General features: G+C 68.0%; 25 protein-coding genes and 1 pseudogene. 16 read left to right on the forward strand and 10 right to left on the reverse strand.

Features of this window, described 5'->3' with window-relative positions:
- Nucleotides 1–513 precede the first annotated feature (513 nt).
- The gene (locus KMZ30_RS06810) at nt 514–999 is read right to left on the reverse strand and encodes a GNAT family N-acetyltransferase (RefSeq protein ID WP_215519905.1); all 486 of its coding nucleotides are present in this window, start codon (nt 997–999) and stop codon (nt 514–516) included.
- 171 nt (nt 1000–1170) lie between these two features.
- Nucleotides 1171–1683 carry a hotdog fold thioesterase gene (locus KMZ30_RS06815; protein ID WP_226905172.1) on the reverse strand — a complete coding sequence of 171 codons (513 nt, stop codon included), beginning with the start codon at nt 1681–1683 and terminating at the stop codon, nt 1171–1173.
- Between the two features lie 82 nt (nt 1684–1765).
- Between KMZ30_RS06815 and KMZ30_RS06820 the strand changes: the two genes are divergently transcribed.
- Both KMZ30_RS06820 and KMZ30_RS06825 read left to right on the forward strand, forming a co-directional pair.
- Entirely contained in the window at nt 1766–2794 is a 1029-nt protein-coding gene (locus KMZ30_RS06820) for an alpha/beta fold hydrolase (RefSeq protein WP_308284311.1), read from the forward strand.
- Nucleotides 2795–2980: 186 nt separating this feature from the next.
- Entirely contained in the window at nt 2981–3589 is a 609-nt protein-coding gene (locus KMZ30_RS06825; RefSeq protein WP_308284312.1) for a methyltransferase family protein, read from the forward strand.
- Between the two features lie 68 nt (nt 3590–3657).
- Here KMZ30_RS06825 and KMZ30_RS06830 read toward each other — a convergent pair whose 3' ends face one another.
- From KMZ30_RS06830 to KMZ30_RS06850, 5 genes are all read right to left on the reverse strand, one after another.
- Nucleotides 3658–5058 (reverse strand): ABC transporter permease, encoded by a 1401-nt coding sequence (locus KMZ30_RS06830; protein WP_215519907.1) that lies wholly within the window; start codon nt 5056–5058, stop codon nt 3658–3660.
- Nucleotides 5055–5810, reverse strand: a complete 756-nt coding sequence (locus KMZ30_RS06835) for an ABC transporter ATP-binding protein (RefSeq protein ID WP_215519908.1) — start codon at nt 5808–5810, stop codon at nt 5055–5057. Before KMZ30_RS06835 ends, KMZ30_RS06830 begins: the two co-directional genes overlap by 4 nt.
- Nucleotides 5811–5891: 81 nt before the next feature.
- Nucleotides 5892–6536 (reverse strand): response regulator, encoded by a 645-nt coding sequence (locus KMZ30_RS06840; RefSeq protein WP_215519909.1) that lies wholly within the window; start codon nt 6534–6536, stop codon nt 5892–5894.
- Complete coding sequence (locus tag KMZ30_RS06845) at nt 6533–7663, reverse strand: sensor histidine kinase (protein WP_215519910.1); 1131 nt, start codon at nt 7661–7663, stop codon at nt 6533–6535. Before KMZ30_RS06845 ends, KMZ30_RS06840 begins: the two co-directional genes overlap by 4 nt.
- A 184-nt stretch (nt 7664–7847) precedes the next feature.
- Nucleotides 7848–8222, reverse strand: coding sequence for a PH domain-containing protein (locus KMZ30_RS06850; protein ID WP_215519911.1), 375 nt, complete (start codon nt 8220–8222; stop codon nt 7848–7850).
- A gap of 187 nt (nt 8223–8409) precedes the next feature.
- Here KMZ30_RS06850 and KMZ30_RS06855 point away from each other — a divergent pair.
- From KMZ30_RS06855 to KMZ30_RS06865, 4 genes and pseudogenes are all read left to right on the forward strand, one after another.
- Nucleotides 8410–8808 (forward strand): annotated as a pseudogene (locus KMZ30_RS06855) (DUF7003 family protein); the annotation flags it as partial.
- Between the two features lie 80 nt (nt 8809–8888).
- Nucleotides 8889–9062: a DUF7003 family protein gene (locus KMZ30_RS22630; RefSeq protein WP_372449522.1), complete on the forward strand. Its 174-nt coding sequence runs from the start codon at nt 8889–8891 to the stop codon at nt 9060–9062.
- An 86-nt stretch (nt 9063–9148) separates the two neighbouring features.
- Nucleotides 9149–9673, forward strand: a complete 525-nt coding sequence (locus KMZ30_RS06860) for a GNAT family N-acetyltransferase (protein ID WP_215519913.1) — start codon at nt 9149–9151, stop codon at nt 9671–9673.
- Between the two features lie 159 nt (nt 9674–9832).
- Nucleotides 9833–10069 carry a hypothetical protein gene (locus tag KMZ30_RS06865; protein ID WP_215519914.1) on the forward strand — a complete coding sequence of 79 codons (237 nt, stop codon included), beginning with the start codon at nt 9833–9835 and terminating at the stop codon, nt 10067–10069.
- Nucleotides 10070–10235: 166 nt separating this feature from the next.
- Here KMZ30_RS06865 and KMZ30_RS22745 read toward each other — a convergent pair whose 3' ends face one another.
- The gene (locus KMZ30_RS22745; protein ID WP_504739292.1) at nt 10236–10781 is read right to left on the reverse strand and encodes a PIN domain-containing protein; all 546 of its coding nucleotides are present in this window, start codon (nt 10779–10781) and stop codon (nt 10236–10238) included.
- Nucleotides 10778–11902: a helix-turn-helix domain-containing protein gene (locus KMZ30_RS06875; protein ID WP_215519916.1), complete on the reverse strand. Its 1125-nt coding sequence runs from the start codon at nt 11900–11902 to the stop codon at nt 10778–10780. Before KMZ30_RS06875 ends, KMZ30_RS22745 begins: the two co-directional genes overlap by 4 nt.
- 153 nt (nt 11903–12055) lie before the next feature.
- On the opposite strand from KMZ30_RS06875, the gene KMZ30_RS06880 reads away from it, so the two are divergent.
- The 6 genes from KMZ30_RS06880 to KMZ30_RS06905 all read left to right on the forward strand — a co-directional run bounded on the left by KMZ30_RS06880 (nt 12056) and on the right by KMZ30_RS06905 (nt 16387).
- A complete protein-coding gene (locus KMZ30_RS06880; RefSeq protein WP_215519917.1) occupies nt 12056–12322 on the forward strand; it encodes a multiubiquitin domain-containing protein in 267 nt (88 codons plus the stop codon).
- Nucleotides 12319–12705 (forward strand): hypothetical protein, encoded by a 387-nt coding sequence (locus KMZ30_RS06885; RefSeq protein ID WP_215519918.1) that lies wholly within the window; start codon nt 12319–12321, stop codon nt 12703–12705. Before KMZ30_RS06880 ends, KMZ30_RS06885 begins: the two co-directional genes overlap by 4 nt.
- Nucleotides 12702–14036, forward strand: a complete 1335-nt coding sequence (locus tag KMZ30_RS06890) for a ThiF family adenylyltransferase (protein WP_215519919.1) — start codon at nt 12702–12704, stop codon at nt 14034–14036. Before KMZ30_RS06885 ends, KMZ30_RS06890 begins: the two co-directional genes overlap by 4 nt.
- Complete coding sequence (locus KMZ30_RS06895) at nt 14033–14482, forward strand: hypothetical protein (protein WP_215519920.1); 450 nt, start codon at nt 14033–14035, stop codon at nt 14480–14482. The genes KMZ30_RS06890 and KMZ30_RS06895 overlap by 4 nt, the downstream gene beginning before the upstream one ends.
- A gap of 206 nt (nt 14483–14688) precedes the next feature.
- The gene (locus tag KMZ30_RS06900) at nt 14689–15378 is read left to right on the forward strand and encodes a HEAT repeat domain-containing protein (RefSeq protein ID WP_308284314.1); all 690 of its coding nucleotides are present in this window, start codon (nt 14689–14691) and stop codon (nt 15376–15378) included.
- 4 nt (nt 15379–15382) lie between these two features.
- On the forward strand, nt 15383–16387 hold the full coding sequence (locus KMZ30_RS06905; protein WP_215519921.1) for a MerR family transcriptional regulator: 1005 nt from the start codon (nt 15383–15385) through the stop codon (nt 16385–16387).
- Between the two features lie 201 nt (nt 16388–16588).
- Here KMZ30_RS06905 and KMZ30_RS06910 read toward each other — a convergent pair whose 3' ends face one another.
- Nucleotides 16589–17230: a TPR end-of-group domain-containing protein gene (locus KMZ30_RS06910; protein WP_215519922.1), complete on the reverse strand. Its 642-nt coding sequence runs from the start codon at nt 17228–17230 to the stop codon at nt 16589–16591.
- A gap of 385 nt (nt 17231–17615) precedes the next feature.
- Here KMZ30_RS06910 and KMZ30_RS06915 point away from each other — a divergent pair, with 385 nt between their 5' ends.
- From KMZ30_RS06915 to KMZ30_RS06930, 4 genes are all read left to right on the forward strand, one after another.
- Complete coding sequence (locus KMZ30_RS06915) at nt 17616–18071, forward strand: thioredoxin family protein (RefSeq protein ID WP_215519923.1); 456 nt, start codon at nt 17616–17618, stop codon at nt 18069–18071.
- 136 nt (nt 18072–18207) lie between these two features.
- The gene (locus KMZ30_RS06920) at nt 18208–18804 is read left to right on the forward strand and encodes an urease accessory protein UreH domain-containing protein (protein WP_443678499.1); all 597 of its coding nucleotides are present in this window, start codon (nt 18208–18210) and stop codon (nt 18802–18804) included.
- Between the two features lie 569 nt (nt 18805–19373).
- Nucleotides 19374–19919 (forward strand): hypothetical protein, encoded by a 546-nt coding sequence (locus tag KMZ30_RS06925; protein ID WP_215519925.1) that lies wholly within the window; start codon nt 19374–19376, stop codon nt 19917–19919.
- A gap of 391 nt (nt 19920–20310) precedes the next feature.
- On the forward strand, nt 20311–21513 hold the full coding sequence (locus tag KMZ30_RS06930) for an IS110 family RNA-guided transposase (RefSeq protein ID WP_226905174.1): 1203 nt from the start codon (nt 20311–20313) through the stop codon (nt 21511–21513).
- Nucleotides 21514–21782: the final 269 nt, after the last annotated feature.

Consider the following 21782-nt stretch of genomic DNA (forward strand, 5'->3'; position numbering starts at 1 on the left):
TTCTCGCGTCAGCCCGCCGAGGGAGAGGGTGTCGAGGTTGCCGCACGACAAGAACAGGCCCGAGTCGATCAACTTCCGCGTATGGCTCTTTCTGGGCCTGGGGACCGTTGCCGGCGGCGGCCTGGCCATCGAGTACGTCGGACACGGCGAGAACGCGAAGGGACTCCTTGCTGGCCTGTTCTGCGCAGGGTGCCTACTCGGTCTCTTCTGGGCCTTGGACGACGAGTAGCACCGCCTGAGGGGGTGCCCATCTCGCGGCGATGAGACGCAGCTTGACTGAGGCCGGGCCCTCCTTCGCCGGCGTGACAACAAGCCGGCGATCAGAGCAGATCGCGATCGGGTCGATCCCTGCCAAGCCGACACCCGCAGGTCGAGGCCAAACGCCGTCGCCTGCTCGACGAGCAGCGACCGCTTCCTATTGACCCACGAGTGGTCCGCACGTGTACTCGTCGGCAACCTCGGCCTGCTGAGTCTGGTCGAAACCGATCCGGCCCCTGGTCGTGCGCCTGGTGGTCATCGCGCAGGGATGACGCGGTGGAGGCGTAGCCCGGGACCGAGCTCGGTTTCGACGCGCCCTGTCCCGACGAAGCCGGCTGCCCGGTAGAACGCAGACGCATGGGGGTTGCCGGTGACCCACAGACGCGTGTGTCCCGAACCGCGAAGCCGGTCGGCGGCGTCCTCCACTAGTCGCAGTGCCACCCCGTGCCGCTGCCATGGTGGGTCGACGAAGAGGTCGTCCAGCTCGGGCTCGCCGTGCTCGCCGAGGCTCACCGTCGCGAACCCCACGATCAGTAGGACACCTGCGTGCTGTCGCTGGGCGACACGGGTGGTGCCGGCACCGACCGCCGTCCCCTCGTACTCGAGGAACTCGGGACGGGTCAACAAGGCATCAACGTCGCCGGAGTTCGACAACGCGGCCGCCCGGTAGATTCGCCGAAGGTCGTGCAGGTCGGGCCACACTGCCGTACGAACCCGGACACCACCGGTGATCTCACTCATCGGAGCCGCCACTCGGGCATACCGTGGATCCCACCGGATGCACCTCGTCCGAGACGGTCGACGCCAGGCGGCCACGGGCTGATCTGGGGGCGCGAACGGCCCGTCCCTCATCTCGTGGGGTCGCTGTCAGGCGCGGACGGGGCCGGCCCGGTCCAACGTGGCGGCCCCTACTCATCCGTTCGACTTCCCCGGGGTGTCTAGCACCGCCACCGTGCAGCGCGATACGCACGCCAACGTGCCGTTGTCGTCGCAGATGTGTGTCTCCCACACCTGGGTGCGGCGCCCCAGTGAGATGGGCCGGGCGGTTCCGTGGACCCAGCCCGACGCAACGGGTCGTAGGTGATTGGCGTTGATTTCCATTCCCACACAGGTCTTGCCGTCGCCGGCGACGAAGGTTGCCGCGAAGCTGACCAAGGTCTCGGCGAGCAGGACCGAGGCGCCGCCGTGGAGCAGCCCGAACGGCTGCCGGGTGCGGTGGTCTACCGGCATCCGGGCGCTCAGGCGGTCCTCGCCGAGCTCGGTGATCTCGATGCCCAGATGGCCGATCGCGCAGTCGGTTGTCATGGTGCGTGCCAGGGCCAGGTTGGGAGGGCTGTGCCAGATGGTGTCTCGCCGGGCGCGGCCCCGGTGTGATGCACTCGGACCCGCCAAAGGGGTGTACCTGGATGCGTCGGTGTCGGTCATGGCGCAGATACTGCCGGGGCCACGCGGTCGCTCGCGTCCGGGGAACTACCGCACTTTGCCCGGAGACCTGTTGACTGGGGCCGTGGTCGCACGGGAACAACGCATCGGACGGGCGCCGATGGCGGACGGCACCCGGGTGACCCACGCGGTCACGGGCACCGGCCCCGCGCTGGTGGTGTCCCCCGGGTGGCTCAGCCACCTCGAGCTGGACTGGTCGATCCCGGCGCAGCGCCTCTTCTACGACGCGTTGTCGTCGGGGCGGACCCTTGTGCGCTACGACCGTCCCGGCTGTGGCCTGTCCGACCCGTACACGGGCCCGAGGAGCCTCGAGCACGAGCTGGCGACGCTGTCCACGGTGGTCGATGCACTGCATCTGGATCGGTTCGACCTGTTCGGGTGGTCCCTTGGGGCACCGGTAGCCGCGCGGTGGGCGGCCGACCACCCGGACACCGTCTCGCGTCTGGTGCTCTACGGCGGATGGGCTCGTGGGTCGGAGATCGGCGACGAGGTGAGCCGCACCCACGTCCGGGGGCTGCTTGCCGGCCACTGGGGGCTCGGCTCGGACGTGCTGACGGAGCTGTTCGCGCCCGAGGCCGACCCGGGCACTCGGCGGGTGCTCGCGCGATACCAGCGAGCCGCATCCTCGGCCGAGACAGCGGTGGGTCTGCTCGACCTCGCGTACGGCCTCGACGTGACCCAGGCTCTGGCTCGCATCTGCGCCCCGACGCTGGTGCTTCATCGCGACCAGGACCGGGCGGCCCCGCCGGCGCAGGGCCGGCTCCTCGCCGACCGGATCCCCGGCGCTCGCCTGGTCGAGCTGTCCGGGCGCTCCCACTTCCCGACCATGGGCGACTCGCGGGCCGTGATCGACCAGGTTCGACGTTTCCTGGGTCTGCGGCGACTGCAGGAGGCGGCCCCGGTAGGGCTCACCCCACGCCAGTCCGAGGTCGCGGCCTTGGTAGCGCAGGGTCTGACCAACCGCGAGGTCGCCCAGCGGCTGCACCTCAGTGAGCGTTCTGTCGAGTCGCACGTGGAGCGGATCCGCCTGCGCCTCGGGTTCCGGTCCCGCACTCAGCTCGCCGCCTGGTACGTCGCCCAGCAACGGTCCTGACCGGCGAAGTGCCGTGGTTCCACGCTGTGCCCGAAGGACCGGGCCGGGCAGCCTCGCACCATGCGACAGTTCCCAAGGTTGTCCGTGTCCGCGCTCGGGTGGGCGGGCTTCATCGTCGTCACGGCGTGGACGATGGCTTTCCTGGCCGACGTGGTGGTGCCGCGAACGGTGGACGGTACCCCTCGGGTGGGTGCTGCCGCCGCGGTCGCCACCGATCTCAGCCTGCTGCTCCTCTTCGCGGTCCAGCACACCGTCATGGCGCGTCAACGGTTCAAGACCTGGCTGCGGCGGCGGGTCCCGGCGTCGTTCGAGCGTGCGACGTACGTGCTGGCCACCGACGTCGCCCTCACCATGCTCCTGGTCTTCTGGCAACCCTTCGGTGGTCGGGTGTGGCATGTCGACGGCCCGTTCTCGGAGGTGCTGTGGGCGCTCTACGCCGGCGGCTGGGCCCTGTCCATCGGTGCCACCTTCGCGGTGGACCACCTCGAGCTCGTCGGGCTGCGGCAGGCGGGGTGGGCCGTCGGCTCGCGCAACCGGGCCCCCAGAGGGTTGCAGGTCGCGGGCCTGCACGCGTTCGTCCGTCACCCGCTGATGACCGGGCTCATCCTCTGCGTCTGGGTCACACCTTCGATGGGCGTGTCGCACTTGCTCTACGCCGCAGGTGCATCGGCCTACATCGCGGTCGGGATCCGGTTCGAGGAGCGCGACCTGCGGCGCACGTTCGGGGCGGCGTACGACGACTACGCCGCCCGCGTCGGGGCGGTGCTGCCCCGCCCCTCCACCTGGAGGGGCTGACCGGTCGTCACGACGACAAGCCGTGCCTGCGCGGGCCACGATGCCCGACACCCCGACTCGGCTCGGCGTCATCGGTCAGCGCTGAGGGCCTCGACGGGCGCGACGGCCACGGCACGGGACGACGGCACCCAGGAGGCTACCAGGACCAGCAGGACGCCGCAGCACGCGATGGACGCCAGGACCGCGCCGGGCACACCCCAGACGAACCCGTCGGTCTGGAAGCCCACGATCGATTGCGCGCCGAGGGCGCCGTAGACGAGGCCCAGCGCCATCCCGAAGGTGATCGCCGTCGCCGACAGGGCGATGGACTCCTTGGTGATCATCGTCCGGACCTGGTCCGCGGTGAAGCCGAGCGCTCGCAGCAGCCCGATCTCGCGCGTTCGCTGGATCACGGACAGCGACATCGTGCTCGCGAAGCCCACTGCGGCGATGGCGGAGGAGACCACGACGACGCACGTCATGACCACCGACACGTTGCGCAGGATCTCATCGGTCTGCACCGCCTGGGTCGGCGTCAGCTCCCAGGAGCGGGCCGCGGCGCGCAGTGCCGAGGAGCCCGCCGTGAAGGTCGTCATCAAAGTCACTCCGATGACCAGTCCGAGAACGGACCGGGTGGTGCGGGAGGGCTCGCGCACGGCGTTGCGCGCCGCCACCACGCTCGGTGGGTCGCCGCCGAGCAGTCGGGCGACCATCGTCACCAGTGCCGGGACGATCATCCTGGCACCGAGCAGGAAGCCGCTCGCGGACGTGGTCGCCCCTAGGGTCGCGAGCAGCAGACCGCCGGGCCCCCCCTGCTCCCCGAGGACCGCGGCGGCAACCAGCGTGAGCGCGCCGAAGCCGATCAGCCCGAAGGTCGTCAGTCGCCGGAGCGAGCCGGCGCGGCGCGACTCGGCCGGAGGGATTGATGCTCCCAGGAGGGCCTGGGCGGGCGTCGCCCGCAGGACCGCTCGGGAGCCGACCCACGACGCCGCCGCGGCGGCCGTCGTGGTGACGACCGCCGCAGGCACGGCGAGTGTCGGGAACCACGCGTAATCGGCGTCGCGAAGGCTGCCGCCGGCCACGAGTAGCGTGCGCGTCAGGTCGCCGACGGCGGTGCCGGTTACCACGCCGGCCAGCGCGCCGAGAGCCGCCACGAGGGTTGCACCACGGACGACCGCTGCCCGCAGCGACCGGGCCTCGGCGCCGAGCAGCCGGAGCACGGCGATCTCGCGGAGCCGGCCGGCAAGGACCGTTTCGACGGCGTTGACGATGACGACCGCGGCGACGTAGACCGCAACGATGATGAAGACCGCGGCGACCGTGTCGAGGATCACCCCAACAGCCCCGCCCTGGCCGCCGCCCGCCCGCGCGTCGGCGGCCAGCAGGTCGGCGCCGAGGACCAGCGCCCCCGCGTAGAAGCCGCACATGCCGGCAACCAGGCCGACGGTGCCCACCTCACGCCGATCGCCGAGGACCAGGGAGCTGTTCACGCCACACCCTCCTCGAAGCCGATGAGCAGATCGGCGATCTGCTGCGGTGACATCGCCTCGTGGTCACCGGCCAGTCGGCCGTCGGCGAGGACGAGCACTCGATCGGCGTACGACGCGGCGACCGGGTCGTGGCTTACCATCACGATGGTCTGGCCGTACTCCCGCGCCGCCGCGCGCAAAAGCCCGAGCACCTCGCGGGAGCTTCGGGTGTCGAGATTCCCGGTCGGCTCGTCGGCAAGGACCACGGCCGGGCGAGGGGCGAGCGCGCGGGCGATCGCGACCCGCTGCTGCTGGCCCCCGGAGAGTTCCGCGGGTCGGTGGGCGAGCCGCTCGGCCAGTCCGAGCACGTCCAGAAGGTGGTCGATCCGTTCTGCCTCCTCGGTGGCGAGTCGACGGCCGGCGAGCTCAAAGGGGAGCAGCACGTTCTCCCGCACGTCCAGGGTCGGGACAAGGTTGAAGGACTGGAAGACGAAACCCACCCGCTCGCGCCGTATGAGCGTGCGAGCCCGGTCGTCCAACAAGTGCATCGCCTGCCCAGCCACCAGGACCTCCCCCGAGCTGGGGTCGTCGAGCCCGGCCGCGATGTTCATGAACGTGGACTTGCCCGAGCCAGACGGGCCCATTACCGCGGTGAACCCGCCGCGTGGCACCACGACGCTCACCTCGTCCAAGGCACACACCGTGCCGGCGCCGGTGCCATAGACCTTGCTGACCGAGTCGAAGGAGACAACAGCCTCAGGTGCAGTGCTCATGGCGACGACGCTAAGAGTGATCCCGCCCTGGGCACATCCGGCGCGAGGGGTGTTCCAGCTACTCCGGAGGATGTAGCACGGCTACAGAATTCCGTGCTCGTAGGCGTAGACGACCAGCTGCACCCGGTTGCGCAGCCCGAGCTTGGCCAGGATCCGCGAGACATGGGTCTTCACGGTCAGCTCCGAGAGGTGCTCGACCGCGGCGATCTCCGCGTTGGAGAGGCCACCCGCGGCACGGAGCAGAATATCGCGCTCACGTGGAGTCAGGTCGTCGTACTCGCGCCCCGGAGAGGACCGTGACGTCCGAAACCGCTCCAGCAGTGAGCGAGTAGCCCGAGCAGTCACCACCTGGCTTCCGTCCGCCACTGTTCGCACCGCGGCCAGGAGGAGCTCCGGCCGCGAGTCCTTGAGCACGAAGCCGCTGGCACCAGCCTCGATGGCCGCGACGGCAGCCTCGTCCAGATCGAAGGTGGTGAGCACGAGAACCCGGGGTGCACGCGCACCGAGCGCCTCCTGAAGCCTAGCTGTCGCGGTCACACCATCGATCCGGGCCATCCGGACATCCATGACCACCACGTCAGGAGCGACGTCGGTGACGAGCGCCAGGACCTCGTCGCCGTCGCCGGCCTGGCCCACCACCTCCAGGTCGGGCTGACTGTCGAGGACCATCGCGATGCCGGCCCGGAACATGACCTGGTCGTCGACGAGCGCGACACGCACCGTCACGGCGGGGGCTCCGGCAGGACCGCGAGAAGCGTCCACATGTCGCCCTCCGCCCCTGCCCGCAAAATGCCGCCGAGCAGCAGGACCCGCTCTCGCATGCCGGCGATCCCGTGCCCGGCACCCGGCGTCGAGGGGCGGCGAATCCGGTTGCGCACGACCAGACGATAGCCCGCACTCCAGTCCTCCTCGACCACCACGGGATGAGCCAGGTCACCGTGCTTGAGCGCGTTCGTGAGCGACTCCGTGAGGAGGCGATGCGCCGAGGCAGCCAGTGCTTCCGTGGTCGGCGGCGCTCCGTGCTCGACCAAGCGGAGGTCCATGCCGGATGCACGCGCCCGCGCGACCAGGGCATGGCGCGTGGCGCCACCCGACGGCACGTGTGGCCTTTCGTCGCGGAGCTCGGCCAGCAGGTCCCGCAGGTCCGAGATGGAGCCGCGGGCGGTGTCAGCGATCACCTCGAGCGCCTCCTCGGCCCTGTCCGCGCCATCAGGACCTGCGAGGGCGTAGCGGGCACCGTCCGCCTGGACCGCCACCACTGCCCAGGTATGCGCGACCAGATCGTGCATGTCGGCGGCAAGGCGGGCGCGCTCCGCCGCGAGACCGGCCTGCACCTGAGCCGTGATCCGAGACCGGCGCTGCCAGCGGACGAAGCCCGCCACCCACCCTCCCCCGGACACCAACAGCGCCAACGCGGCCGAGGAGATGACCGAGTACGCGTTCGCCCCACCCGTACCCGCCGCGCCGAGGTACCCAAGGGCGACGCCGAGCGCGATCACCACCGACGACATGAGCGCTCCGGCTAGTCCGAAGCGGCGCACCGCACGGCTGGGATCCGAACCCAGCACGAAGAACACCAGAGCGAAGCCCGCATCAGCCACCAGGGCCACTTGGCCCGAGGCGAACTGGACCAGACCGGCGACCCCGGCCAACACCACCACGACTGGCCAGGCGACTCGCCGCACCATGACGGCAGCGCCCATCAACACCGTCACGACGACGACTCGCCCATCGTGTTGGCCAATCGCCGGGACCAGCGCCACCGCGGTGAACAGCGTTGCCAGCCCAGCATCGACCCCCAGCCGGAACGGCCGCCGCCGGACGCTGTCATCCCACAGGTCGGGCTCAACCACGATGTCGAGGCTACGGCCTCCATGGACCACGTAGTCGCGTTCTCACCGACGCAGTCCCCGCCATATCACCGTTGTCGACTCCGCCCCGAAACCAAGCACTCAACACACGCCGATCGGCACGGTCAGCTGGCGGCGCAAAGACGCAACTCGGCGCTCGGTGCCCCCGTGCGGTTTCCCGGGGGTGTCAGAGGACGTGGTGCGCGATCAGCTTGTTGAGGTAGGCAACGTCGGTATTGCCCTTGAACTCGAACTTGACCTTACCAAGCCCCGAGAACCACAGCTCAAGTTCGGCGTCTAAGTCGAAAGTCCCTGCTGTCTCGAGTGAGAACGCTTGGACCTTCGCGAAGGGGAGCGAGGTGAAGTCCTTTTTCTTACCCGTCATGCCTTGAACGTTCACCGCGATGATCCGCTTGCTTGTGAACACGATGTAGTCGCGCATCCCTTTGAACGCCAAGAACCCCTGCTCGCCCTCGATGAGAAGCGGATCGATCTGACTCGCCACGTCCGAGTAGTCGATGCGCCCGAGTTTGACATAGCTGGCGTTCTGGAAATCGATCACTCCCTCACCCTATTCGAGGCCTCGCGACGCCCGGTCCGCGGCGTCTGTGCGTCCGCCAGGGACGCCGACTGTGGAGACGCCACGCATCTCGGGCTCTCCCGGCTGCGGCCGGGGCAGAAGGCGGCGTCCAGTGGCCAACAGGACGCACCCGCCTTGGCGAGGGCGCCACTTGTGGAAGTCTCCACGTATGCCGCGTGGGGACAAGACAGTGGACTCGATCTTGGCGCAGCTCGACGCCGCCGCCGAGGGCTTCACGTTCCCGGATCTCGGCCACGGGTACTACTTCGCGATCGATGCGCGGCTGCACGCCTACGCCGACCGCGACAGGTGGGCCTTGGTCGTGGAGACGGTCGGGTACAACCCCCGTGCAGGCGACGTCTTAGATGTTCTCCACACCTTCGGGAACTGTCTAACCAGCGGCCGTCCCGGATTCGAGAACGATGACTTCCTCGGTCGCACCGACAACTTCAACGACGTCGAGAACGAAGCTGAGCCGGAGACGGCTGCGGGGGTGAACCCCGTCGTCCGCGGAACTCAGCTAGACGTGTCCCCCGAACCCGGCGAGGACCTGTCAGCGGTATTCCGACGGCTGGTCCCGGTCCATCGTGACCTACTTCTCGCTGATGAGATCGAGCTGCGGCGCCGGCCGCCCTGGACATCCCGGAGATCCTCCGGCTCGAGGAATGGCACCAGCCGGACCTCTTCGAGACCAAACCCAGCCAGAGCGAGGTCTACCGACAGCTGGCCGAGGTCCTCGCGACCGCCGACCTGAGCAAGTACCACCCGAGCGAAGAACCGAACACCCACTGGACCAACTGGCCCGACTCCGGAGGTCTCTGACGCCAGCCGCCGTAGGCCACACAGCTGCCATCCCGCGAGCAACAGGCGGCGGAGTGGGGCAGGTCCTCGGCTGCGAGTATGAGCACATGGGTATCGCCGAGCCGCAGACGGAGCGTGTGCGGCTGGACCGGCCCCTCGCGACCGACGCGCCCGGGGTGTTCGCGATCCTCGGGGATGCGCGCACCGTTGAGCACAACCCCTCGGAGCTGCTGAATGACGAGGGTGGGGCTACTGAGCTCGTGAGCCGGTGGATCCGCCATTGGGATGAGCACGGCTTCGGCTACTGGTGCGCACGGCTGCCTGGCGAGGACCGCATCATCGGCTACGTCGGGGTAAAGCGCATGACCGTGCGTGCCCGACCGGTCCTGAACCTCGTCTACCGTCTGGCGCCCGACGCTTGGGGGCGGGGGCTCGCCACCGAGGCCGTCGCGGGCGTCGTGTCCAGAGTCGCGGCACGCATGCCGGCCGAGGTGATCCTGGCGCGCGTACGGCCCGGGAACCTGGCGAGCCAGAACGTCGCCGTAAAGGTCGGGCTCCGTCGCGACATCGCGTTGGACGACCACGGCGAAGACGGCTTGGACTGGGCCTTCACCAACAGAGTCCTGTCGTAGGGCATCCACCGGCTGACGTCGGTGGATGGCAACTCCGACCCCCGGCCACCGGGGCCGGAGCCAACCTGCCTGGCTGCTCGGCTCGGTCGACTCGCGGCGAAGAGACGCGGGTCCGTCCCGGCTGTGCCCTGGTGGAAGCAGGCATGGGAGCATCGGCAGGTGGCCGATGAGCAACTTCCCGAGATGGTCACCCTCGACGAGGCGTATCGAGCCGCCTTCTTCATGATCGACGCGTACGTCGAACTAGAAGCCAGACCCGATGAAGGGTTGGTGCTCTTCCATCAGTACCTGCAGTCAGATCCCGCGCGCTGGGAGGACTGGAAGCAGGCTGTGTCAAGGGCACGGAGCCCTGGGGCTGGACTCGACCCCTTAGCGGAGAACCTCGACAAAGACTGAGGGCCTGAGTGCACTAGGTCGTCTCGCGGCGCTATGGCGCGCCTCCCTCCCTCCTGCCCTCCCGATGGTGGGATCGGTCTGAGGCCGCATGATTTGCGCCCTCCGGGCATGTGACGGTGTCAGCGAACCAGCGCTTCCGATGCAGCGAGCAACGCGGGACATGGGGCTATAGGGCTAGTAGCGCGCCCGCCGAGGGGGGGAGTGCGGGATGCTGGTCCTCGGCAATCATCTGTTGCAGCATCGAGTAGCCAGCCTCAGCGCTGCCAAGTAGACCCACCTGAACCGCTTCTGCAACCAAATGCTGTGTCTCGCGTACCGGAATTCCTTGAAGTCGAGCGACGCGCAAGCTTTCTCGATCGTCGCTGATCCAAGTAGATCCGCGAAAATCCGCTCGCTGGCGGATGATGTGTATGGTCTGGGCTTCTCCCAAATGGTCGAGCGCTCGGGAAGCGGCGCCACCGAAAACAGCTTTACGAATTCCCTCGACTTGGAGAATCTCAATCTCATCGCTGATCTCTACTGGTTGCCCTAGCCAACCAGTTGGGTCGATCGAAGCCAAATCCCCGTAGGTCGCACTAGACCTTCTGCATTCCGCTGCGACCGCCTCAACCCACCGTCCCCGACCATCTAGAAGGCGCTCAAGCAGGTCTAGTTGATGTACGCAAGCGAAGTTGCAAAGAACCGTATTGTCGGGAAATAGATTGGTGGTCACGGCTCGTAGTCGTGGGCAGCGTCCGGACTTGGCTCGGTCAGCGCTGGCTCGATTGCGTCCCGCAGGGCCTCGACGGGCAGACTCATGAGGTTGGCTAGAGGGCGCAGGGTGGCTTTTCCATGCAGGTACGAGTCCAGCATGTCTCGAATTAGCTTCACCGGCAGGCGGGGCTGGGTGCTTGCCTCAACCCAACCTGCATAGTCTCCCAGAAGATCTACTTGAGCAGCGCAGTCGATGGTGCGGAGACGACCGAGGCGTGCCCGTTGGTCAGCGTCGATGAGTTTCAAGTTGAGGAGCCGCCACCCCAAGGAGCTTGGGGAGACTTTCAAGTCCATCACCTGGCGAGCGAATCCCTCATCGGAGACGCCGCTTGCGAAGCGGTCCCTAAGGATAGAAGCGGGCATAAGCAAACATGCCGCGAAGGAGTTGGCTCTAACCTCTGACGCATCCCCACGACTTCCTGCCATGACGTTCTCGTCGACGTGCAGGCCCTGATCGTCCAGGCACAGCAAGTGAGCGAGCTCGTGAGCGACCGTGAAACGTTGCCGCGTGGGGTTCTCGCTCGTGGAGACCAACAGAATCTTGGCTCCGCCTTCGGTCCAGAGCGCCAAGCCATCGCAGCCGGTGGCAAGTTCCATGGAACGCACATCGATTCCGAATGCACGTTCGACGGCTCCAGCGAATGTCTCTGAACTACCGAAGGCCGAGGGAGGACCTAGGTGCTGCAAGGCGAACTCGGCCAACTGGGCTCCCTGCTCAATCCACAAGGAGCTAGTGAAGCCCGGCGGCTTCGGCCAATCTTGATGACCGCCAAGGAAGTTCAGATTGTCTCGAGATTCCGCCAGTTTGGTGGCCTCGCGCACAGCGGACGTCACACTCACGCTGCCTGTTGCAGCGCGCGCAGCCATCCCTGCCCTTTGACCAGTGAGTAGCCAGTCCACGGTGGAGCCGGTTGCGTCGGCGATCCTCGCCAAGTCCAGCGAGCTGAAACGCCGCTTCCCGCGGAGCGTCTTGGAGAGCTTGGGTGCGTCCAGTCCGATCGTGGCGCCGAAGGCCTCTTGTGTCTGGCCAGACTCCTCGATCAGGCGGCGGACGCGGTCAACCAGTGTTTGTCCGGGCACGCGCCATTATGACCACGTGGTTGCGATAAGCGCAACGGCGCGCCGACCAGTGGGTGAGGGTTGAGTAGGAGTTGCGATTTCCGCAACCGGAGGCGTATAGTGACGATGGTTGCGAAAATCGCAACCCGACTCTATCGCCCGAAGGAGCAGCACATGCCCGAGCTGACCGGCTCGAAGGGGCCCAACGCCAAGACCGTCAAGGTCACGTTCAACACCGAGCTCCAGCTCGAGCTGCCGAAGGGAGATCTGACCGGCCTGCAGATCAAGCAGGCCGCAATCGCCCAGCACGCCCCGATCGAGCTGAACTTCCAGCTGTCTGTGCTCCACGGGCAGCGCTACGACGTGATCGGAGACGAGGACATCGTCAAGGTGCACACCCACATGGAGTTCACCTGCGTTGCCCCCGACGACAACTCGTGAACGGCGACCTGACCCTCGCCGTGCGGAGCGCCATCGACAGCCTGCGTGGGCACTTCGGGCAGGAGCCTGAGGTCACCCCGGACGGCGCCGGCGGCGCCCACGTCGTCATCAAGGAGGTGGGGGTGGGGTCGACCTACGACCCTGGCGCCACGTGGATGGGTTTCCACCTCAACGCGGCATACCCCCACTCGGATGTGTACCCGCACTACGTCGGGCGGGTCGAGCGGTGCGACCAGCAGGCGCACGGCTCGGCCGTCCAGACGGTCGAGTGGCAGGGCCGGCCCGCGCTTCAGCTGTCCCGCAGATCGAACCGGTGGAACCCGACCACGGACAACGCAACCCTCAAGGCGGAGAAGGTGAGGCAATGGTTCAGCGCCCTGTGAACCCCCCGACGAAGGGCTGGAGCGTCACCATCCCGGCGCCGCTGTGGCAGGACCTCCACCGGCACCTGTTCACCGGCGGCGGCGGGGGCGCGGTCCTGCTGGCTCGCCGCGTCGACGGGCCGCGCGGTCCCCGACTTCTCGTCACCAAGCTCATCGCCGCAGTCGCCGGCACCGACTACGTGGAGGGCACGTTCGGACACCACGCCCTGTCCGCGACCTTCGTCCGCGACGCCGCACTGCAGGCGCGCACCACCAGCCAGGCCTACATCGCCGTGCACGCGCACGCGGGAGTCGGGAGCGTGGAGTTCTCCGGGATCGACCTTGCCAGCCACGAGCGCGGCTACCCGGCACTGCGGCAGATCACCGGTCAGATCGTCGGCGCCCTCGTCCTCGCCGAGGGAGCAGCCGCCGGCGACCTGTGGCTCCCGGACGGCAGCCGCACCAACGTCGTCGAGGTGGTCGTCCCTGGCAATAACCTTCTCCGACTGCGTCCCACACCGGCACGACTCACCTCCGCGGACATCGCCGCGGACCGGCAGGTCCGCCTGTTCGGCGACGCCGGGCAGGCCGCCTTCACGGCCATGAGGGTCGCTGTCGTCGGGCTCGGCGGCGCCGGATCCCTCCTCGTCGAGCACCTGGCTCGACTCGGCGTCGGGCACCTCGTCCTTATTGATGACGACCAAGTGGAGAACGACAACCTCAACAGGCTCACCGGCGCAACCCCGAGCGACGTGGGCCGCCCGAAGACCCAGGCCGCGGCTGACAACGCCCGCCGAGCCAACCCCAACATCACGCTGGACCTGCACGAGGCGACCTTGGGGCCCAACACCGCCACCCTGCTCACACCATGCGACTGGATCTTTTTGGCCGCCGACACCGCCGGGGCGCGGCACTACGCCAATAAAGTCGTTGAGGAGAACCTCATCCCCGGCACGCAGGTCGGGGTCAAGATCCAGGTCTGCGACGATGGTGTCATCGGTCAGATCCACGCCGCGGCCCGGCCCATGGTGCCCGGAAGCGGGTGCCTGTGGTGCAACGGACTCGTGGACCCCACGGAGCTAGCCCTGGACCACCTCCCCCGCGAGGAAGCCCGCCAAGCCAGATACCTCAACGAGGTCCCGGCGCCGAGCGTCATCACTCTTAACGCCCTCGCTGTGGCGGAGGCCGTCAACCACTTCATGCTGGCCGTCACCAATCTCCACCGCGACGACGTCGACCCCGCCAGCGTGCTCATCAGACCGCGCACGCGTCAGCGGGACCTCCTCAACCCTAGGCGCGACCCCGCCTGTCCGTTCTGCGGTGACTACGCTGACGGTGAGGATGCGTCGTGATGCGTATGGGGCGAGCCACATGGCGCGCAATCGTGCTCTGCCTCGCGATAGGCACCTTCGGACTGGGTTGCTTCACGCTCGTGTCAGCCAGCGCCGCCTTCGACGAGGCAGGTCGTTGGTTTTCCCGCGCGACCTACCTCAGCCAGTGCGCCAACACCACGAATCAGGTGCCTGGCTGCCTCGCGTTGGCGCAGCACCAACCCCACTGGCCAGAGGGCGTCGAGGTGACAAGCCTGGACGTGGTGTTGGCTGAAGGTGCCGCCATGCACAACACCGGGTCATCGATCCTGAGCCTCGGCGGCGTGCTGATCGCGATTGCGGCTGTCTTTGCCTCTGTCGCGCCGCGAAGGTCTCGTTGGGCTAGAGAAGTCGGGGGGCCACCTGCGATCGCGGGTGGCGGGCACCGACACCCGGTGACCGATCCGCCAACCGAACCTGCTGCCTGAAGTTCCGGTGATGCTCGTTCCGAGACGCGCCAGCTCGCGGCGAAGTGGGGCACCCTAGGGCGTTCACTCGCGGGTTTGCTCGGACCTAAAGCCCAGGGGTGGCTGCAACCGCGTCCGACGATGTCACGTCTTGACACTCTCGGTGCACGAGGCAGGGGTTGCCACGCTCGGCTTGACCTTGTCACAGTGTCAAGGTGGAGTGTTGGGTGAAGGAGGTGGACACCATGGTCCCGAACAACACCCAGAACCCCGAGGCGCGGCTCGCCGCTGCCCTCACCTCGACGGCTGCGTCGGTCCGGCTCTCGACGGCGCTCGCGGCAGGCTCCCACCCGCGGCCGGAGTACGTCGAGCACCTGATCGCGCGGTGCGCCGTGGAGTCGGACTTCTTCGTTCGCGACATGCTGACCTGGGCTCTGTTGCAGCACGACCGGGAGGTCGTCCTCCCTCGCGTTCTCGCCGAGCTGTCCTCGGACGTGCCGCAGGCTCGCAGCCAGGCTCTGCACACGCTGTCCAAGATCGGGGACCGTCAGACGTGGCCGGCGATCACCCCGAGCCTGCTGTTCGACACCGACGACGAGGTCGCCCGTGCGGCATGGCGTACCGCGGCCGGGCTGGTCCCGCCGGGCCACGAGGCCCGGCTGGCAGCTGATCTGGCGACCCAGCTAGGGCGGGGAGGTCCCGAGGTCATGCTCAGCCTGAGCCGGGCCCTGCTCACCCTCGGTGACGCCGCTGTGCCGGTGGTGGCGCAGGCGTGCGGCTCGTCCGATGACAGAGTCCGCACCCATGCGCTCCTGACCGAGCGGTTGAGGAAGGACCCCCAAGCCGGGTTCGAGGACTCCGTGGAGGACGCCAAGCGGGCACGGGCGTTGCACGGCGCCCCGTTGGTGGGCGAGTGAGTCGATGCTGATCGGCGAGGTGGCGGAGCGTTCGGGAATCTCGACCCGAATGCTTCGCCACTACGACCGCACGGGCGTGGTGTCCCCGAGCGAGCGCACCGCCGGTGACTACCGCCAATACACCGAGGACGACCTGAGGCGCCTCTTCCACGTCGAGGGCCTTCGATCGTTGGGGCTGAGCCTGAAGGCGGTTGCCGAGGCACTCGACAGCCCCGACTTCACCCCGGCGCCGCTGCTCGCGGACCTGATCGAGCAGTGCCAGGACCGGATCGCCCGCGAGCACGAACTGCTCGCCACCCTCGAACGGGTCCGGGCCAGCGATCCCGAGGACTGGACCGATGTGCTGCACACCGTCAGCCTCCTGCGCGGACTGGACCACCCGAGCCCCTCGGCCCGCCAGCGCCTGGTCCTCTCCCTCGAGGGCGACGTGGCCCGCGAGGCTGGCCTGCTCGTCGAGGCCGCCCTGCGCGAACCCGACCCGACCGTCGCGGGGACCCTGTACTGGGCACTCGCCAGAGCCGGTGACGCCCCGGTACCCCTCCTGGCGCAGGCCCTGAGATCAACGGACGCCGACCGTCGACACCGTGCCGTCGAGGCTCTGGAGAAGATCAACACCCCGCCGGCCCTCTCGGCGATCGCCTCCGCTGGAGGTCATCTCGACCCGTACGTCGCGCGCCGCGCCACGATCGCCGCCGGCAGGGGCGGGGACGCCTCCGCCGCCGCGGACCTGGTCGCACTCGTCACCAAGGACGACGACGCCGTGGACGCCATCGACGCCCTGCGCAGGCTCGCGACCGACCACGCCGCGGTGGACGAAGTGGACCGCGCCTTGGCGGCTGCCACCGCCGAGAGCCCGCCCGTCCACCTCATCCGCCTCATCGACGCCATCAGCGAGGTCGGCTCCCCGGGGTCACGACAAACCCTCCGAAGACTCATGGCACACGGCGACAGGCAGGTTGCACTCGCCGCGCAGTATTCGCTCGACGTCCGTTCCGGGCATGGCCGCTGACCGCGCCCTCCGCTCATCGGTCAACCGGCGGCATTCGCCAGGCCCCGCCCGGAGAAGGACTCAGGCCCCTGCGGTAGGTGAGCTCGCGGCGAATAGACACAACTTCCACCACTCATGCATCGGAGTAGATCCGGGTGCCGCGATTTCCCGGTACCGCGGTGCTGAGCGATCACTGCCGCCTGCGTGCTGCGGGCCGGCTCATCAGCTGATGAGTTGCTGGAAGCCGGGTTCACCGCGGATCGGATCCAGGTCGGAGTCGTTCCTCGCCGAATCCCGGAACGCCTCCGACATCTCGATGGCCTTGCGGAGGTGTTCGACGGCCTCGCTCGCGCGACCGCACTGAGACTCGCAGCAGGCCAGATTGAAGAACAACATGGGGTACTGCGGATGGGACGCAACCACGGTTCGCAGCTGGTCGGCGACCTCGCGGTACGCGCCCTCTTGATACAGAGGGGCGAGGGGAGCCCAGAGCTCCCAACCCCGGGCCTCGTACGCCGCTCCGGGAGTGCCCTCAACCAGGAGGATGGTTGTCCGGTCCTTCGTGGCGGTAGCCATCCGGTCCGTGCCAGGCGGGGCGGACACCAAGGTGCCGGTCGGCGCGTCCAGTTGTTCACCATCGATCTGGAACACCGCGTGGCCGCGGAGCACGAGGAACAGTTCCTGGTCCGCCGTTGGATCGTCCTGGTCGTGCCGGTTGATGACGACGTCGCCCGTCTGGTGTGCGGTCCACGCGGTGACCCCGAAGGCGGTGATGCCGAGGTGGTGTCGGATCGGCCGATAGTGGCTTCCGGCGTCCTCGAACTCCTCGATCTCATCCAGATGCGCGACTGCGTACGTAGCCATGACTGGTCCACTCCTTCGCTTCACGTGAACTGCCTCGGACGCTATAGGCAATGCGGGACGTTCGTGCTGGCAGTGCCCGCCGATGTTCGGGACGCACGCTCCTGGCTGGCACCGCTGATCATCCTGGGACGGACACGCTGCGCCCGATGGCGGCGCAGAGACGCACGTTGGTCCGGCTGGTCATGCAAACCACCGGTGCCCGCCAGGGTGCGGAAGTCGCGCCACATACGTGCACATGATGCGGTGGTGGTCTTACAGAGTTCTGACGGCATCTCCAGAGGGCTGGCGCGACAGCATGGCGACGGGCTGGACTGGGCGCATGATCCCGTCCAATGAGCAGCAGGTCCTCTCGACGTGGAGCCCCTAGGGGCATGCGCTGGTCGCGATGGTGAGCCTGCTGATGTTCACGGCCTGCGGCACGACTACGGCGTCGCAGGCGCCGGGTGGCGCGACGCCTCCTGCGGTGACCGCCTCGCCGAGTTCTCCGGCTTCCAGGAGCACCCCAATGCCTCCGTCGGGCGCTGTGACACCAGTAGGCGCTTACCTGTCTAAGGCGGAGTACACCGAGCAGGCTGCGTCCCGGGCAGGGACCAAGGTCGTCTACTTCTTCCACGCCACGTGGTGTCCCACCTGCTGGGCGACGGAGAAGGCCATCGCCCGCGGCGGCATCCCCGACGGCCTGACCGTGGTCAAGGTGGACTTCGACAGCGAAGGAGACCTGCGCAAGAAGTACGGCGTGACCACGCAGCACACCTTCGTGCAGGTCGACGCGTCAGGGGCCGAGGTCGCGAAGTGGACCGGTTCGAAGGACGGCGCCGAAATCCTCGCCAAGACGGTCTGAGGTGCCACTTGCGCTCCTTGTGGCCCTCCTTGCTGGTGCCCTGACCACGCTAGCTCCGTGTGCTCTCTCGCTGTTGCCGGTCGTGGTCGGAGGGTCGATCTCCGGGGCCGCCGACGCACACGCGGTACGTCGGGCCGTGATCGTGACGACCTCCCTCGGTGTGTCGGTGTTCGGATTCACGCTCGCGCTTCGGGCCACCACCGCGCTCATCGACATCTCCCCCTCGGTATGGCGGTGGCTGAGCGGAGGCCTGCTCATCCTGCTTGGCCTGGCTGCCGTGTTCCCCGAGGTTTGGGACCGCATGTCGGCGGCGACCGGCTTCAGCCGGCGCAGCGCGCGTGGACTGTCCGCGGCCTACCGTCGAGATGGAAACGCCGGGGCGGTGCTGACCGGGGTCGCGCTTGGGCCGGTCTTCACGTCCTGTAGCCCGCTCTTCGGGTACGTCGTGGTCACCGTGCTGCCGGCCGAGCCGGCCCGCGGCCTCGCGCTTCTCACCGCCTTCGTTTGCGGGCTGGTGGGCGTGCTCCTGCCCATCGCCTTGCTCGGCCAGCGCGCGGTGCGCCGGTTGCGCTGGGCGGCCGACCCTCACTCCTGGCTGCGGCGCGGTCTGGGCGTGCTCTTCGTGGTGATCGGGCTGCTCGTGGCCACCGGCCTCATGCAGGACCTGGAGACCTGGCTCCTGGAGCACTCACCGGTCGCCCCGTGGGAGATCGGCTCCGACATCGGCCGTTGAAGCGCCACCTCCGCGGAGCTCGCCACCCCAGTCGGAGAGAACGCGTAGCACGCCAAGGCCAGCTCGTCGCCCCTCATCCGGCCAGTCTGGGCATTGGCCTCGGGTTGATCGCCAGCACAACGGGACTCGTCGGCGGAATGCGGAGCCGCTCAGGCCGAGCCATCCAGCGGGGCCCCCTTGACAGCCCGAGCGACAGCATCCAAGAGGTCACGCGAGCATTCCAACCACTTTGCACCGATGGTGAACTTGTCGCCGGCGTGGCGGGAAGCGTGCAGCTCGTGGTGGAAGACCTCTCGACAATGCGTCTTGACCATCGGTGAGGAACAACTTCTCGACCTGTCCGATCGCGAAGGACGAAAAACAACATGCCCGCCTGGCGGCGATGTGACGCGCCGAGCCTAGAAAGCTGGCGCTTGCCTGGAGGGGCGCCGCGGTCGCTGCCGCTGACGAGGCATTCCTGCCGCGCAGGGGCCGAACATATGGCAAGGTTCGTCTGGCCGCAGGTGGATGCGGTGAGTCATACGGGGGTTTCTAATCCTGTGCCGAACTGGCTAAGAGGGGGACGCGAGATGAACGGTCGTGCTCATGGGGCGGCGTTCGATCTACTTCTTCGGGAGGCGGTCGTTGGGGTCCCGAGCGAGTACTTCTCGCTTCCATACCTCGACAAGCAACGGGCGTCGACGACGGCGCATCAGGAGCGGGTGTACTGCTACGAGCTCTACCACCAGATGCGTCTCGTGATGGCGGAATCCAAGCACGATGCCATAGCTGCCGCAGTTGAGGATGGCTGGCGTGTGAACGGCGAGGTCGCGAAGGGTCTTTCGTACATCAGTGGACGACAGATCCCCGATTTCATATGGCACAAGCCGGGCTCGCTTGAGAACGGGCATGTTCTTGAGGTCAAGTCGGCAGCGGCTCGATGGGCGCCTTTGCACAGTGATGTCAAGAAGTTGCAGGAGTTCAAGGCTCAAGCAGGCTACGCGCATGCCACGCTGCTGACGTTTGGCCCCATCCCCACAGAGAGTGCTGCGTTGAGTAGCCTCCGGGCGTTGGCTGTGGGTGCGGGTGTCGGCATTCTCTTCCATCGCGGAGTGGGTGACGGGTTGTCCTATTAGCGCTCACTGAAACCCCTACGGGTGCATGCCCTGGTCCGGCGCGCTAGACCGCCCCACACCAAGACGATGGGCTCGACGCACGACACAGAACTGCCCGCCTGCCCGTAAGGGGGCCGCGCTGGGTGCGCCCGGCAGGCGCGCGAGACCGGTGTTCGACTGGCGGCTACTAGACGATTGTCGGCAGGATCGGTGTCTGGCCAGACTCGGTCCAGGTGCCCGGCGGGACGCTCTTCAAGCGGCTGCCCACCGCGTCCACTCGGTGTGGCTCACTATCGGGCTGCATCCCGTCGGGCACCGTGACGAGGCGTGGCTCAAGAAGGGACTGCCCAGCTCGTAGTAGCACTGCCCACCTCGCCGTCCATCACGGTCACGAGACAGGCGGGAGCAGCGCATGGCGCAGGTCATCATCGGGGTCGATCCCCACAAGCTGTCGGCGACGATCGAGGTCGTCGACGCCCACGAACGGCTGCTGGGACAGGGGCGGTTCAGCACCGACAAGGCCGGGTACGCGGCCATGCGGGCGTACGTCAAAGCGTGGCCGGAGCGGACCTGGGCGGTCGAGGGCGCCAACGGTGCCGCGCGTTCCCTGGCGCAACGGCTGCTGGAGGCCGGTGAGGACGTGGTCGACGTCCCGGCCAAGCTGGCCGCCCGGGTGCGACTGTTCGACACCGGGCACAACCGCAAGACCGACGCTCACGACGCGCACTCCATCGCGGTCGTGGCCGTCCGCACCAAGACCCTGCGGGTGCTGACTGTCGACGGTGAGCTCGAGGCGCTGCGGATGCTGGTCGACCACCGTGACGCCTTGAGCCGGCGCCGGGTGCAGAGCCCGAACCGGCTCCACACTTTGCTCGCGGAACTGACTCCGGGACAGACAAAGAAGGACATCACCGCGTTGCAGGCCAAGGCTCTACTCGCTGCGGTCCGACCGCGCGACGTCGCCGGGCGAACCCGCCGCCGGCTCGCCACCGAGGAGCTGGCCGAGCTGACGGCGGTGGACGCCAAGATCAAGAAGTCCACCGCCGAGCTCAAGGCACTGGTCATCGCCCGCGGCTCCCACCTGATGGACCTGCCCGATGTCGGACCGGTGGTCGCCGCCAGGGTCCTGGCTGACGTCGGCGACGTCGCGAGGTTCACCGACCGGAACCGGTTCGCGTCCTGGACCGGCACCGCACCCCTGGACGCGTCCTCCGGTGAGCACAGCCGGCACCGGCTCTCCCGAGCCGGGAACCGCCGCGTGAACCACATGATCCACATCGCCGCGATCAGCCAGATCCGCCTCGACACCGACGGGCGGGCCTACTACCGCCGCAAGCGGGCCGACGGCAAGCGGCCGATGGAGGCCATCCGCTGCCTGAAGCGCAGGATCTCCGACGCCATCTATCGACAGCTGGTCACCGACGCCGCACCCGAGCGCGTGAACGCGGGCCCGGGAGGGCACTACGGGGCGTCTCATGTATCCAGCGCGGCCGGCTCAATCCCGCACACCGGCACTTCGGATCAGCCACTCCCGGGACCCGCAACAACAACGCTACGCCCGCCTGCCACACGGGGGAAGGCCGAACCCGAAAGGCAGCTCGAACCCGCGGGTTGACAACAGAAGGGAGCCGAAGAGACGCACCTCGTCTCGAAATGGCCGGCAGGTCCGGGGTGCTTGCCCGGGGAGGCCCTGGCCGGATTGAGCCCACCTCATTTGCGGCCCGTGCATGCTCAGCGCGATGCCCGGCCGAGAAGCACGAGCGCCAAATCGGTAGTCAGCTGTCATCCTCACCATGCTGAGGAAGGCGCAGGCATGGAGTTGTGTTCGGAGCGAAGCGCTGCTGAGCGTGGTATGTGTAAGCGTGCCATGCCGCCGGCCAGTTG

Source organism: Phycicoccus mangrovi (assembly GCF_018729305.1).
GTDB lineage: Bacteria > Actinomycetota > Actinomycetes > Actinomycetales > Dermatophilaceae > Phycicoccus > Phycicoccus jejuensis.